15 protein-coding genes are annotated in these 12,543 nt (G+C 58.4%); 14 read left to right on the top strand and 1 reads right to left on the bottom strand.

All coding sequences use genetic code 11. From position 1 onward, the window contains the following. Window positions 1-51 precede the first annotated feature (51 nt). The 3 genes from secD to ACMXYJ_RS28340 all read left to right on the top strand — a co-directional run bounded on the left by secD (window position 52) and on the right by ACMXYJ_RS28340 (window position 3,513). A complete protein-coding gene (gene secD / locus ACMXYJ_RS28350) occupies window positions 52-1,920 on the top strand; it encodes a protein translocase subunit SecD (protein ID WP_415757800.1) in 1,869 nt (622 codons plus the stop codon). A gap of 9 nt (window positions 1,921-1,929) precedes the next feature. Next, complete coding sequence (gene secF, locus ACMXYJ_RS28345; protein ID WP_415757799.1) at window positions 1,930-2,844, top strand: protein translocase subunit SecF; 915 nt, start codon at window positions 1,930-1,932, stop codon at window positions 2,842-2,844. A gap of 120 nt (window positions 2,845-2,964) precedes the next feature. Beyond that, a complete protein-coding gene (locus tag ACMXYJ_RS28340) occupies window positions 2,965-3,513 on the top strand; it encodes a glycine zipper 2TM domain-containing protein (protein ID WP_415757798.1) in 549 nt (182 codons plus the stop codon). A 238-nt stretch (window positions 3,514-3,751) separates the two neighbouring features. Here ACMXYJ_RS28340 and suhB read toward each other — a convergent pair whose 3' ends face one another. Further along, window positions 3,752-4,567 carry a type III secretion system regulator SuhB gene (gene suhB, locus ACMXYJ_RS28335; protein ID WP_033061458.1) on the bottom strand — a complete coding sequence of 272 codons (816 nt, stop codon included), beginning with the start codon at window positions 4,565-4,567 and terminating at the stop codon, window positions 3,752-3,754. A gap of 145 nt (window positions 4,568-4,712) precedes the next feature. Between suhB and trmJ the strand changes: the two genes are divergently transcribed. From trmJ to ndk, 11 genes are all read left to right on the top strand, one after another. Further along, window positions 4,713-5,483 (top strand): tRNA (cytosine(32)/uridine(32)-2'-O)-methyltransferase TrmJ, encoded by a 771-nt coding sequence (trmJ, locus tag ACMXYJ_RS28330; protein ID WP_415757797.1) that lies wholly within the window; start codon window positions 4,713-4,715, stop codon window positions 5,481-5,483. 2 nt (window positions 5,484-5,485) lie between these two features. Next, window positions 5,486-6,262 (top strand): serine O-acetyltransferase, encoded by a 777-nt coding sequence (gene cysE, locus ACMXYJ_RS28325; protein ID WP_415757796.1) that lies wholly within the window; start codon window positions 5,486-5,488, stop codon window positions 6,260-6,262. Window positions 6,263-6,431: 169 nt separating this feature from the next. Continuing rightward, window positions 6,432-6,923 (top strand): Fe-S cluster assembly transcriptional regulator IscR, encoded by a 492-nt coding sequence (gene iscR / locus ACMXYJ_RS28320; protein WP_007903581.1) that lies wholly within the window; start codon window positions 6,432-6,434, stop codon window positions 6,921-6,923. A gap of 50 nt (window positions 6,924-6,973) precedes the next feature. After that, window positions 6,974-8,188 carry an IscS subfamily cysteine desulfurase gene (locus ACMXYJ_RS28315; RefSeq protein ID WP_415757795.1) on the top strand — a complete coding sequence of 405 codons (1,215 nt, stop codon included), beginning with the start codon at window positions 6,974-6,976 and terminating at the stop codon, window positions 8,186-8,188. 84 nt (window positions 8,189-8,272) lie between these two features. Beyond that, window positions 8,273-8,659: a Fe-S cluster assembly scaffold IscU gene (gene iscU / locus ACMXYJ_RS28310; RefSeq protein WP_003443374.1), complete on the top strand. Its 387-nt coding sequence runs from the start codon at window positions 8,273-8,275 to the stop codon at window positions 8,657-8,659. A gap of 34 nt (window positions 8,660-8,693) precedes the next feature. Further along, window positions 8,694-9,017, top strand: a complete 324-nt coding sequence (iscA, locus tag ACMXYJ_RS28305; RefSeq protein WP_007903589.1) for an iron-sulfur cluster assembly protein IscA — start codon at window positions 8,694-8,696, stop codon at window positions 9,015-9,017. A gap of 8 nt (window positions 9,018-9,025) precedes the next feature. Beyond that, window positions 9,026-9,547, top strand: coding sequence for a co-chaperone HscB (hscB, locus tag ACMXYJ_RS28300; RefSeq protein ID WP_008070981.1), 522 nt, complete (start codon window positions 9,026-9,028; stop codon window positions 9,545-9,547). A 51-nt stretch (window positions 9,548-9,598) separates the two neighbouring features. Continuing rightward, entirely contained in the window at window positions 9,599-11,461 is a 1,863-nt protein-coding gene (gene hscA / locus ACMXYJ_RS28295; RefSeq protein ID WP_415757794.1) for a Fe-S protein assembly chaperone HscA, read from the top strand. A 2-nt stretch (window positions 11,462-11,463) separates the two neighbouring features. Then, window positions 11,464-11,805: an ISC system 2Fe-2S type ferredoxin gene (gene fdx, locus ACMXYJ_RS28290; RefSeq protein WP_415757793.1), complete on the top strand. Its 342-nt coding sequence runs from the start codon at window positions 11,464-11,466 to the stop codon at window positions 11,803-11,805. A gap of 14 nt (window positions 11,806-11,819) precedes the next feature. After that, window positions 11,820-12,020: a Fe-S cluster assembly protein IscX gene (iscX, locus tag ACMXYJ_RS28285; protein ID WP_008147746.1), complete on the top strand. Its 201-nt coding sequence runs from the start codon at window positions 11,820-11,822 to the stop codon at window positions 12,018-12,020. 92 nt (window positions 12,021-12,112) lie between these two features. Then, window positions 12,113-12,538, top strand: a complete 426-nt coding sequence (ndk, locus tag ACMXYJ_RS28280; protein WP_007916882.1) for a nucleoside-diphosphate kinase — start codon at window positions 12,113-12,115, stop codon at window positions 12,536-12,538. The last annotated feature ends 5 nt before the right edge of the window (window positions 12,539-12,543 follow it).

Here is a 12,543-nt window from a genome sequence, read left to right as displayed (position 1 = left end):
ACTCAATCGACGGGGCGCGCAAGGCGCCCCGCGTCATAAGCGGGCGGCGTGATGCTGAACAAATACCCTCTGTGGAAATACATTCTGATCCTGGCGGTGCTAGCGGTCGGTCTGATTTATTCCGCTCCCAATCTATATCCTGATGACCCGGCCATTCAGGTCAGCGGTGCAAGCACTTCGCTGCAGGTCACTCAGGCTGATCTGGATCGTGTGGGCGCAGCGCTCAAGGAATCCGGGATCAACGTCAAGGCTGCCACCCTGGCAGCAAACGGCAAGGGCGGTCTGATTCGTCTGACCAAGGCTGAAGATCAGCTACCTGCCAAGGACGTCGTGCGCAAGGCATTGGGTGATGACTACGTCGTTGCACTGAACCTGGCACAAACCACCCCGCAATGGCTGCGCAGCCTGGCCGCGCACCCGATGAAGCTGGGTCTGGACTTGTCCGGTGGTGTGCACTTCCTGCTGGAAGTAGACATGGACAAAGCGCTCGATGCGCGCCTGAAAGTCTATGAAGGCGACGTCAAGAGCCTGTTGCGTAAAGAGAAACTGCGCTATCGCAGCCTGCCGCAACTCAACGGTGCCATTCAGCTGGGCTTCACTGATGAAGCAGCCCGCGAACAAGCCCGTACGCTGATCCGCAAGAGCTTCAACGATTTCGACATTGTTCCGGCCGACCTCAATGGCCAACCGGTACTGCGTCTGGCGATGACCCCGGCCAAGCTGGCGGAAATCCGTGAATACTCCATCAAGCAGAACTTGACCACGGTACGTAACCGCGTCAACGAGCTGGGTGTTGCCGAGCCAATCGTTCAGCGTCAGGGCGCCAACCGCATCGTGGTTGAGCTGCCGGGCGTGCAGGACACCGCCGAAGCCAAGCGTATCCTCGGCAAGACGGCCAACCTTGAGTTCCGTCTGGCTGCTGAGCCGGGTGCTTCGAAAGCCACTTCCGAAACCTTCGAGTTCCGTGAAGGCAGTCGTCCGCCGGCACAGATCGAGCGTGGCTTGATCATCACTGGCGACCAGGTAACTGACGCCAAGGCTGGCTTCGGCGAGCACGGCACGCCAGAAGTGAACATCCGTCTGGATGGCCACGGTGGCGAGCTGATGAGTCGTGCGACTCGCAGCAACGTCGGTCGCAGCATGGCAGTGATCTTTATCGAGCAGCGTCCGGTTACCACTTACGTCAAGCAAGTGGTCAATGGCGTCGAGAAAGACGTGCCGGTCCAGACGTTCAAGGAAGAGAAGAAGATCATCAGCCTCGCGACCATCCAGTCGCCGTTGGGTGCTCAGTTCCGCATTACAGGCCTGAACGGTCAGGGCGAGTCGTCCGAACTGGCGCTGTTGCTGCGTGCCGGTGGTCTGGCTGCACCGATGTACTTCGCTGAAGAACGTACCATTGGTCCAAGCCTGGGTGCCGACAACATCATCAAAGGTGTCGATGCATCGCTGTGGGGCATGCTGTTTGTCTCGCTGTTTATCATCGCCATCTACCGCTTCTTCGGCATCATCGCCACCGTCGCTCTGGCGGTGAACATGGTGCTGCTGCTGGCCCTGATGTCGCTACTGGGTGCAACGCTGACCCTGCCGGGTATCGCCGGTATCGTGTTGACCATGGGTATGGCCGTCGACGCCAACGTTCTGATCTTCTCGCGGATACGTGAAGAGATCGCGGCGGGCATGACCGTACAACGGGCAATCAACGAAGGCTTCGGCCGGGCATTCACCGCGATTCTCGACGCCAACCTGACAACCTTGTTGGTCGGCGGGATTCTCTTTGCGATGGGCACCGGCCCGGTCAAAGGCTTCGCAGTGACCATGTCCCTCGGGATCTTTACCTCGATGTTCACGGCCATCATGGTGACCCGCGCGATGGTCAACCTGATCTTCGGCGGTCGTGACTTCAAGAAGTTGTGGATTTAAGGGGCTGCCATGTTACGTACAATCAACTTCATGGGCGTTCGCAACTTTGCGTTCGGCGTCACATTGTTCCTTACCGCGCTGGCTTTGTTCAGCGTCGCCACCAAGGGCATGAACTGGGGCCTGGACTTCACCGGCGGTACGCTCATCGAGCTGACCTACGAGCGTCCGGCCGATGTCACCAAGGTGCGTGAGCAGCTGGTCACTTCGGGTTATCACGAGGCGATCGTACAGAGCTTCGGTGCAACCACCGATCTGCTGGTGCGGATGCCGGGTGAAGACCCGCAGCTGGGTCATCAAGTGGCAGAAGCGCTGCTGAAAGTCGGCGGTGACAACCCGGCGACGGTTAAACGCGTTGAGTTCGTCGGCCCGCAGGTGGGTGAAGAGCTGCGCGACCAGGGCGGCCTCGGCATGCTGATGGCGTTGGGCGGCATCCTGATCTATCTGGCTTTCCGCTTTCAGTGGAAGTTTGCGGTCGGTGCCATCGTTTCGTTGATTCACGATGTGATCGTGACCATCGGTATCCTGTCGTTCTTCCAGATCACCTTCGACCTGACGGTGCTGGCGGCGGTATTGGCGATCATTGGTTACTCGCTCAACGACACCATCGTGGTATTCGACCGGGTTCGTGAGAACTTCCGTGTGCTGCGCAGGGCGTCCTTGATCGAGAACATCAACATCTCGACTACCCAGACGCTGCTGCGGACCATGGCAACGTCGATCTCCACGTTGCTGGCGATCGCGGCCCTGTTGTTCTTTGGTGGCGACAACCTGTTCGGCTTCTCCATCGCGCTGTTTATCGGTGTGTTGGCGGGTACTTACTCGTCGATCTACATCGCCAACGTCGTGCTGATCTGGCTGAACCTGAGTACCGAGGATCTGATTCCTACAGTGGCTACCGATAAGGAAGTCGACGACCGCCCATAAGGGTTATCGTTTTCCAGTTGTCGGCCGAAAAGGCGCGAGTATTGAACTCGCGCCTTTTTTTATGCTCCAAGGCTGGGAGAAGCGCGGGCGTGTCCCGCATGTGATGGTCAGGAGGTTCATGTGAACAAGTCGTTGCTGGTTGGTGCGGTATTGGGTGCTGTCGGCGTCACTGCCGGGGGTGCTGTTGCCACCTACAAGCTGGTTAACAGCGGCCCTGAATATGCGCAAGTGCTAGCCGTTGAGCCTGTCAAGACGCAAATCAAGACGCCACGTGAAGTGTGCAAGGACGTAGCAGTAACCCGGCAAGCGCCGGTGAAAGATCAACACCAGATCGCCGGTACCGTATTGGGTGCGGTGGCGGGTGGTTTGCTCGGTAACCAGATCGGTGGTGGCACTGGCAAGAAGATTGCCACCGTAGCAGGTGCAGTTGGCGGTGGTTACGCGGGCAACAAGGTCCAGGAAGGTATGCAAAATCGTGACACCTACACCACGACTCAGACGCGGTGTAACACCGTGAATGACATCAGCGACAAGGTCGTAGGCTACGACGTCCGTTATTCGCTGGACGGCAAGGAAGGCAAAGTGCGGATGGATCGCGATCCGGGCAACCAGATTCCGGTCGACAAGGAAGGCAAGCTGATCCTGGGGCAGAACGAACCGGCTCAGTAATCAGATTCAAAAAGAAGCACCCTTCGGGGTGCTTTTTTGTGCCCGCAGTTTATGCATCACCACAGATCCCTGTAGGAGTGAGCCTGCTCGCGATAGCAATCTATCATTCGAAATAGGTGGTGACTGATACATCGATATCGCGAGCAGGCTCACTCCTGCATTGGGTCTGTGGTGTGGCAGGTAAAAATCCCAGGCATAAAAAAAGCACCCCGAAGGGTGCTTTTTTGTGGCTACTCGCTTAGCGTTTCAGCGAGGCCGGCAGGTGCGGCTGGATGGCCGTCAGTACTGCTTTGAAGCATTTGGTGTTACCGGCAACAACGTGGCCTTTCTCAAGGAAGTCGTGACCGCCGGTGAAGTCGCTCACCAAGCCGCCGGCTTCCTGGATCAGCAGGGCGCCTGCAGCCATGTCCCACTCGGACAGGCCCGACTCCCAGAATGCGTCGAAACGGCCGGCCGCTACATAAGCCAGGTCCAGGCTCGCCGAGCCAGCACGGCGGATGCCGGCAGTCTGGCCAACCAGGGCGCGGAACATGCCCAGGTAGTTGTCGAGGTTGTCCATCTGGTCATCGCGGAACGGGAAGCCGGTACCCAGCAGGGCGCCGTCCAGGCTGGTGCGGCCGCTGACGCGCAGACGACGACCGTTCAGTTGAGCGCCGCGACCACGGCTGGCGGTGAATTCTTCCTGGCGAACCGGGTCCAGAACAACAGCGTGTTCCAGGCGACCACGGTATTTGCAGGCGATGCTGACAGCGAAGTGAGGAATGCCGCGCAGGAAGTTGGTGGTGCCGTCCAGTGGATCGATGATCCACAGGTAGTCTTCGCCTTCGCCGCTGCCCGGGTGCATGCCGGTTTCTTCGCCGAGAATGCCGTGGGTAGGGTAGGCCTTGCGCAGCGCGTCGATGATTTTCTGTTCGGCGGCGCGATCCACCTCGGATACGTAATCCTTGGCGTCTTTTTCGTCGACCTTGATGGTATCCAGGCGCTCGATGGAGCGGAAGATCAATTCACTGGCGCTGCGGGCGGCGCGCAGCGCGATATTCAGCATGGGCTGCATGGATGTGTCACCTAAGGTTGTTAAAGAAAGCCGGGCATTCTATCAGAACTTTTCTACAGGTGAAGGTTGGCGTTCGCTTTCATAGCTTAACGGTAGGTTGAGCTGTAAGATTCTGCTCCCATTAAAGTGTTCGAGAGCGCCTCCCTTGCTGCAAAACATTCGTGTCGTCCTGGTCAATACCAGTCATCCCGGAAATATCGGCGGGGCTGCGCGTGCCATGAAGAACATGGGCCTGACGCGGCTGGTGCTGGTCGAACCGCGGTTGTTCCCGCATCACGAAGCCGATGCTCGTGCTTCCGGTGCCGGTGACATCCTTGAAAACGCGCAAGTCGTCGCCACCTTGGAAGATGCCTTGGTCGGCTGCAATCTGGTGCTCGGCACCAGCGCCCGTGACCGTCGCATTCCCTGGCCGTTGCTCGATCCCCGCGAATGCGGTGTAAAAGTGGTCGAGGAAGCAACGCAGGGTGCTGAAATCGCTTTGGTCTTTGGTCGTGAAGATTCCGGCCTGACCAATGAAGAGCTGCAGCGATGTCATTATCACGTGCACATCCCATCAGACCCTGAGTTCAGCTCGCTGAACCTTGGGGCAGCGGTGCAGGTGTTGAGCTATGAAGTGCGTATGTCCTGGCTCGCGGCCCAAGGTCAGCCGAGCAAGGTCGAGAAGGATGAAGTGGCGTCCACCAAAAGTGGTGAGCTGGCGACCATGGATGAGCTGGAGCGATTCTATGAGCACCTGGAGCAAACTCTGGTGGCCATTGAATTCCTCGATCCGGAAAAACCACGGCACTTGATGGCGCGCCTGCGCCGGTTGTACGGACGCAGCTCGGTCAGCCGGGCGGAAATGAATATATTGCGTGGCATCCTCACGGAAACCCAGAAAGCGGCCCGTGGCGAGCTTCTTAAGCGGAAGGATTAAAAATGTTCGAGCGTTTGCGTGAAGATATCCAGAGTGTTTTCCATCGTGATCCGGCAGCGCGCAACGCCTTTGAAGTTCTGACGTGCTACCCGGGCATGCACGCCATCTGGATCCACCGCCTGTCGTCGGCCCTGTGGGGCATGGGCTGGAAGTGGCTGGCGCGACTGGTGTCGAACTTCGGTCGCTGGTTGACCGGGATCGAGATCCATCCGGGTGCCAAGGTCGGTCGTCGCTTCTTTATTGACCATGGCATGGGCATCGTCATCGGTGAAACCGCTGAGATCGGCAATGACGTCACCCTTTATCAAGGCGTGACCCTGGGTGGCACCAGCTGGAACAAGGGCAAGCGTCATCCGACGCTTGAAGATGGCGTGGTGGTCGGGGCGGGGGCCAAGGTGTTGGGTCCGTTTACGGTCGGCGCCGGCGCCAAGGTCGGTTCCAATGCCGTGGTCACCAAGGCGGTTCCGGCGGGTGCGACGGTGGTCGGCATTCCGGGTCGGATCATCGTCAAGCCCGATGAAGAGCAGGACGCCAAGCGCAAGGCCATGGCCGAGAAGATAGGTTTCGATGCCTACGGTGTCGGCGAAGACATGCCGGATCCGGTGGCGCGAGCCATCAATCAGTTGCTCGATCATCTGCAGGCAGTTGATGGGCGTCTGGAGGGTATGTGCGGCGCGCTGAAGGATCTGGGCAGCAATTACTGTGCGAAAGATCTGCCTTCGCTGCGCGAAGAAGACTTCGCCTGCGTCAAGGATAAGGATGAAAGCAAGGCGAGCTAACTCCGGGCTGGCCCCTTCGCAAGCAATTGCTGGCTGTTCGCGGCCAGCCTTTGCTATGATGCGCCCGCTCTTTTGCGGGTAATCCTGACTAAAGCACTAGGTCTTATAGTTGACTTAAATACTCGGGAATTGCATACTCGCCCCATTCCGAACTCCGTGGTAATTGTCCATGCGACTGACTACAAAAGGCCGATACGCCGTGACTGCCATGCTTGACCTGGCGTTGCACGCGCAGCACGGGCCGGTGTCCCTGGCCGATATCTCCGAGCGCCAAGGCATCTCCCTGTCCTACCTCGAACAGCTCTTCGCCAAATTGCGCCGCAGCAATCTGGTTTCCAGCGTTCGTGGTCCGGGCGGTGGCTACCAATTGTCCCGCGACATGCAGGGCATCCAGGTCGCCCAGGTGATCGATGCGGTTAACGAATCGGTCGATGCCACCAAATGCCAGGGCCAAGGTGATTGCCATCAAGGCGACACCTGCTTGACCCACCACTTGTGGTGCGATCTGAGCCTGCAGATTCACGAATTTCTCAGCGGTATCAGCTTGGCTGACCTTGTCACTCGCCGTGAGGTACAAGAAGTAGCCCAGCGTCAGGATCAGCGCCGTTGCAACAGCAAAGCGCCACGCCTGGACAAGATTGAAGCGTCCGCCGTCGAATGACAGCCAAAGAGCTAGCGGCACGCCAGCCAGCCTGATTTAGGAGATAGTCCATGAAATTGCCGATTTACCTTGATTACTCTGCGACCACCCCGGTCGATCCGCGTGTAGCGCAAAAGATGAGTGAGTGCCTGCTGGTTGACGGAAACTTCGGTAACCCGGCGTCCCGTTCCCACGTGTTCGGCTGGAAAGCTGAAGAGTCCGTCGAAAACGCTCGTCGTCAGGTCGCTGACCTGGTCAACGCCGACCCGCGTGAAATCGTCTGGACCTCCGGTGCCACCGAGTCCGACAACCTGGCAATCAAGGGTGCGGCGCATTTCTATGCCACCAAAGGCAAACACCTGATCACCACCAAGATTGAGCACAAGGCTGTCCTCGACACCATGCGCCAACTGGAGCGTGAAGGCTTCGAAGTCACCTACATCGAGCCTCGCACTGATGGTCTGGTCACTCCAGAGATGATCGAAGCTGCCCTGCGCGACGACACCATCCTGGTTTCGGTCATGCACGTGAACAACGAAATCGGCACCATCAACGACATCGAAGCCATCGGCGAACTGACCCGCTCCAAGGGCATCCTGTTCCACGTCGACGCTGCTCAGTCCACTGGCAAGGTCGATATCGACCTGTCGAAGCTGAAAGTCGACATGATGTCGTTCTCTGCCCACAAAACCTACGGCCCTAAAGGCATCGGCGCACTGTACGTGAGCCGCAAGCCGCGTGTTCGCATCGAAGCGACCATGCACGGCGGCGGTCACGAACGTGGCATGCGTTCCGGCACCCTGGCGACCCACCAGATCGTCGGCATGGGCGAAGCTTTCCGTGTAGCCAAAGAAGACATGGTTGCCGAGAACGTCCGTATCAAAGCCCTGAGCGACCGCTTCTTCAAGCAGGTCGAAGGCCTGGAAGAGCTGTACATCAACGGCAGCATGACCGCCCGCGTACCGCACAACCTGAACCTGAGCTTCAACTACGTTGAAGGCGAGTCGCTGATCATGGCGCTCAAGGATCTGGCGGTTTCGTCCGGTTCGGCCTGCACCTCGGCTTCCCTTGAGCCTTCGTACGTACTGCGCGCCCTGGGCCGCAACGACGAACTGGCACACAGTTCGATTCGCTTCACCTTCGGCCGTTTCACCACCGAAGAAGAAATCGACTACGCCGCGCAGAAAGTCTGCGAGGCCGTTACCAAGCTGCGCACTCTGTCGCCGCTGTGGGACATGTACAAAGACGGTGTCGACATTTCGAAAATCGAGTGGGCGGCACACTGATTTCAAGTCGCCGCAAACCGGCCCTGTAAGACGCAGGTTTTCAGGGCTCAAGAGCGACTCTCTGATGAGTGAGGATTAAGAATCATGGCTTACAGCGAAAAGGTCATCGACCACTACGAGAACCCGCGCAACGTCGGCAAGATGGACGCGGAAGACCCTGATGTCGGCACCGGCATGGTCGGCGCTCCAGCGTGCGGCGACGTGATGCGTCTGCAGATCAAGGTCAACGAGCAAGGCATCATCGAAGACGCCAAGTTCAAGACCTACGGTTGCGGTTCGGCTATCGCCTCCAGCTCCCTGGCGACCGAGTGGATGAAAGGCAAGACTCTGGATGAAGCAGAGACCATCAAAAACACTCAGCTGGCTGAAGAACTGGCTCTGCCGCCAGTAAAAATTCACTGCTCCGTACTTGCTGAAGACGCTATCAAAGCGGCCGTTCGCGACTACAAGCAGAAGAAAGGCTTGATCTGACTTTCAAGTTTTGGCGACGAGTAAGGAGTCACCGATGGCTATCAGCATGACAGAAGCGGCTGCTCAACACGTGCGACGCTCCCTCAACGGGCGCGGCAAAGGTGAAGGGATTCGTCTGGGTGTTCGCACCACAGGCTGTTCCGGCCTTGCCTACGTGCTGGAGTTTGTCGACGAGGTGGTTGCAGAGGATCAGGTGTTCGAAAGTCACGGCGAGAAAGTGATCATCGACCCGAAAAGCCTGGCCTACCTGGACGGCACCGAACTCGATTTCGTCAAGGAAGGGTTGAACGAAGGCTTCAAGTTCAACAACCCCAACGTGCGCGGTGAATGTGGCTGCGGCGAAAGCTTCAACATCTGAGGCTGCTCGTGGGTACTCCTTGTCATTTCGCTTTATTTGAGCTGAAGCCGAGCTTCCGTCTGGATCTCGATCAGTTGGCCACGCGCTACCGTGAGTTGGCGCGCGGTGTTCATCCGGACCGCTTTGCAGACGCTTCCGAGCGCGAGCAGCGGCTGGCGCTAGAGCAATCCGCGAGCCTCAACGAGGCCTACCAGACGCTCAAAAGTCCCCCAAAGCGCGCGCGTTACTTGCTCGCCATGGGCGGTCGCGAGCTGCCGCTGGAGGTCACGGTGCATGATCCGGAGTTTCTTCTGCAGCAGATGGAGCTGCGTGAAGAGCTCGAAGACCTGCAAGACAGCGCCGACCTGGCGGGTGTTGCAGTGTTCAAGCGTCGCCTGAAGACTGCGCAGGATGAACTGAACGAAAGCTTCGCAGCCTGTTGGGATGATGCAGCGCAACGTGAACAGGCCGAACGCCTGATGCGGCGCATGCAGTTCCTCGACAAGCTCACCTACGAAGTGCGCCAGTTAGAAGAGCGCCTCGACGACTAACCCAGTGCCGCTCCGGTCGCACGCCTGATATACAGATAAGTCCTGATAACGATGGCCCTACTGCAGATCGCCGAACCCGGCCAAAGTCCTCAACCGCACCAGCGTCGTCTGGCTGTGGGGATCGACTTGGGCACTACCAATTCGCTGGTCGCTGCGTTGCGCAGTGGTCTTTCCGAACCTCTGGCTGACGCTGACGGGCAGGTCATTCTGCCGTCTGCCGTGCGCTATCACGCTGATCGCATCGAAGTCGGTGAGTCGGCCAAGCTGGCTGCCGCCACCGATCCTTTGAACACTGTGCTGTCGGTCAAGCGCTTGATGGGTCGTGGTCTGTCCGACGTCAAGCAATTGGGCGATCAACTGCCGTACCGCTTTGTTGGCGGCGAGTCGCACATGCCGTTCATCGACACGATTCAGGGCCCGAAAAGCCCGGTCGAAGTTTCCGCCGATATCCTGAAAGTGCTGCGTCAGCGCGCCGAAGCGACGTTGGGTGGCGAACTGGTAGGTGCGGTGATCACTGTTCCGGCCTATTTCGACGATGCTCAGCGTCAAGCCACCAAGGATGCGGCCAAGCTGGCCGGTCTGAACGTGCTGCGTCTGCTCAATGAGCCGACCGCCGCCGCTGTGGCTTACGGTCTGGATCAGCACGCTGAAGGCCTGGTCGCTATTTATGACCTGGGTGGCGGCACCTTCGATATTTCGATTCTGCGCCTGACCGGCGGTGTGTTTGAGGTTTTGGCTACCGGCGGCGACAGCGCGCTGGGCGGCGATGACTTCGATCACGCAATTGCTGGCTGGATCATCGAGAGCGCCGGTCTGTCGGCCGACCTCGATCCGGGTGCGCAACGCCATCTGCTGCAAACCGCTTGTGCGGCCAAAGAAGCCCTGACCAATACCTCGTCCGTTGAAGTCGCTTATGGTGACTGGAAAGCCGAGCTGACCCGTGAAGCCTTCAATGCGCTGATCGAGCCAATGGTTGCTCGCAGCCTGAAAGCCTGTCGCCGCGCGGTGCGTGATTCCGGCATCGAGCTGGAAGAAGTGCATGCCGTGGTCATGGTCGGCGGTTCGACACGCGTGCCTCGCGTCCGCGAAGCTGTCGCTGAAGCCTTCGGTCGCGAACCGTTGACCGAAATCGATCCGGATCAAGTGGTGGCCATCGGTGCCGCGATCCAGGCCGATACCCTGGCTGGCAACAAGCGTGATGGCGATGAGTTGCTGTTGCTTGACGTGATTCCGCTGTCCCTGGGGCTGGAAACCATGGGCGGCCTGATGGAGAAGGTGATTCCTCGCAACACCACCATCCCTGTCGCCCGCGCTCAGGACTTCACGACTTATAAAGATGGCCAGTCGGCCATGGCGATCCACGTATTGCAGGGCGAGCGCGAGCTGATCAGCGACTGCCGCTCCTTGGCACGCTTCGAATTGCGCGGCATTCCGGCGATGGTGGCCGGTGCGGCGAAGATTCGCGTGACCTTCCAGGTCGATGCGGACGGTCTGCTCAGTGTGGCTGCCCGCGAGCTGGGTTCGGGCATTGAGGCCAGTATCCAGGTCAAACCGTCCTACGGCCTGACCGACGGCGAAATCGCCAAGATGCTCAAGGATTCGTTCCAGCACGCCAACGACGACAAGGTCGCTCGAGTGTTGCGCGAGCAGCAGGTCGATGCCCAGCGCCTGATCGAAGCGGTGCAGGGCGCCCTCGATGTCGATGGCGAGCGCTTGCTCGACGCCGAAGAGCGCATGGTCATCGAATTGCAGATGCAGGAACTGACCGAATTGATGAAAGGCACCGATGGTTACGCCATCGAGCAGCAGACCAAGCGTCTGTCGCAAGTGACCGACGCCTTTGCTGCCCGCCGCCTGGACTCGACGGTGAAAGCCGCTCTGGCGGGGCGCAACCTGAATGAGATTGAGGAATAACGATGCCGCAGGTCATTTTTCTGCCACACGATAAGTTTTGCCCGGACGGCATGGTTGTTGAGGCTGAGCCTGGCACATCCATTCTCGAGCTGGCCCACGAACACCATATCGAGATGGAAAGCGCCTGTGGCGGCGTCTGCGCCTGCACCACCTGCCACTGCATCATCCGCGAAGGTTTCGACTCGCTGGAAGAAGCGGATGAGCTGGAAGAAGACTTTCTTGATCGTGCCTGGGGTCTGGAGGCGCAATCGCGTCTAGGCTGTCAGGCGATCGTCGGAAATGAAGACCTGACGGTCGAAATTCCGAAATACTCGCTCAACCATGCGGCCGAAGCGCCGCACTGATTCAAGGAACTGAAATGAGTCTGAAATGGGTTGATGTGCTGGAAATCGCGATCCAACTGGCTGAATCCAAGCCAGATGTGGACCCGCGTTACGTGAACTTCGTCGATCTGCACAAATGGGTGCTGGCATTGCCGGAGTTCAGTGATGATCCGACCCGCGGTGGCGAGAAGGTGCTTGAAGCCATTCAGGCCGCCTGGATCGAAGAAGCAGACTGAGTCTGCGCCGTACGCAGTTAGGCAATACCAAAGAACCCGCGTATAATTCGCGGGTTTAATTTTTCGCAAATTACCGTTTCTGGAGTTACACCATGGCTGTTCAACGTACTTTCTCCATCATCAAGCCTGACGCTGTTGCAAAAAACGTTATCGGCGAGATCACCACTCGTTTCGAAAAAGCTGGCCTGCGCGTTGTAGCTTCGAAACTGAAGCAACTGTCCAAAGCTGAAGCTGAAGGCTTCTACGCTGAGCACAGCGCTCGTGGTTTCTTCGGCGACCTGGTTGCTTTCATGATCTCCGGTCCGGTTGTCGTTCAGGTTCTGGAAGGCGAAAACGCTATCGCTCTGAACCGTGAGCTGATGGGCGCTACCAACCCTAAAGAAGCTGCTGCCGGTACCATCCGCGCTGACTTCGCTGATTCCATCGACGCCAACGCTGTACACGGTTCGGACTCCGAAGCCGCTGCTGCTCGCGAAATCTCGTACTTCTTCGCAGCTACTGAAGTAACCACTCGCTAAGCACT

The organism is Pseudomonas arabinosi (genome assembly GCF_047758675.1).
In the GTDB taxonomy this organism is placed as follows: domain Bacteria; phylum Pseudomonadota; class Gammaproteobacteria; order Pseudomonadales; family Pseudomonadaceae; genus Aquipseudomonas; species Aquipseudomonas arabinosi.
This window is presented reverse-complemented; position numbering and strand designations above follow the sequence as displayed.

Bases quoted from the DNA above. Each gene is read 5' to 3' on its own strand.
- secD (WP_415757800.1), top strand. From the start codon at position 52: ATGCTGAACAAATACCCTCTGTGGAAATACATTCTGATCCTGGCGGTG.
- secF (WP_415757799.1), top strand. From the start codon at position 1,930: ATGTTACGTACAATCAACTTCATGGGCGTTCGCAACTTTGCGTTCGGC.
- suhB (WP_033061458.1), bottom strand. From the start codon at position 4,567: ATGCAGCCCATGCTGAATATCGCGCTGCGCGCCGCCCGCAGCGCCAGT.
- cysE (WP_415757796.1), top strand. From the start codon at position 5,486: ATGTTCGAGCGTTTGCGTGAAGATATCCAGAGTGTTTTCCATCGTGAT.
- iscR (WP_007903581.1), top strand. From the start codon at position 6,432: ATGCGACTGACTACAAAAGGCCGATACGCCGTGACTGCCATGCTTGAC.
- ACMXYJ_RS28315 (WP_415757795.1), top strand. From the start codon at position 6,974: ATGAAATTGCCGATTTACCTTGATTACTCTGCGACCACCCCGGTCGAT.
- iscU (WP_003443374.1), top strand. From the start codon at position 8,273: ATGGCTTACAGCGAAAAGGTCATCGACCACTACGAGAACCCGCGCAAC.
- iscA (WP_007903589.1), top strand. From the start codon at position 8,694: ATGGCTATCAGCATGACAGAAGCGGCTGCTCAACACGTGCGACGCTCC.
- hscA (WP_415757794.1), top strand. From the start codon at position 9,599: ATGGCCCTACTGCAGATCGCCGAACCCGGCCAAAGTCCTCAACCGCAC.
- fdx (WP_415757793.1), top strand. From the start codon at position 11,464: ATGCCGCAGGTCATTTTTCTGCCACACGATAAGTTTTGCCCGGACGGC.
- iscX (WP_008147746.1), top strand. From the start codon at position 11,820: ATGAGTCTGAAATGGGTTGATGTGCTGGAAATCGCGATCCAACTGGCT.
- ndk (WP_007916882.1), top strand. From the start codon at position 12,113: ATGGCTGTTCAACGTACTTTCTCCATCATCAAGCCTGACGCTGTTGCA.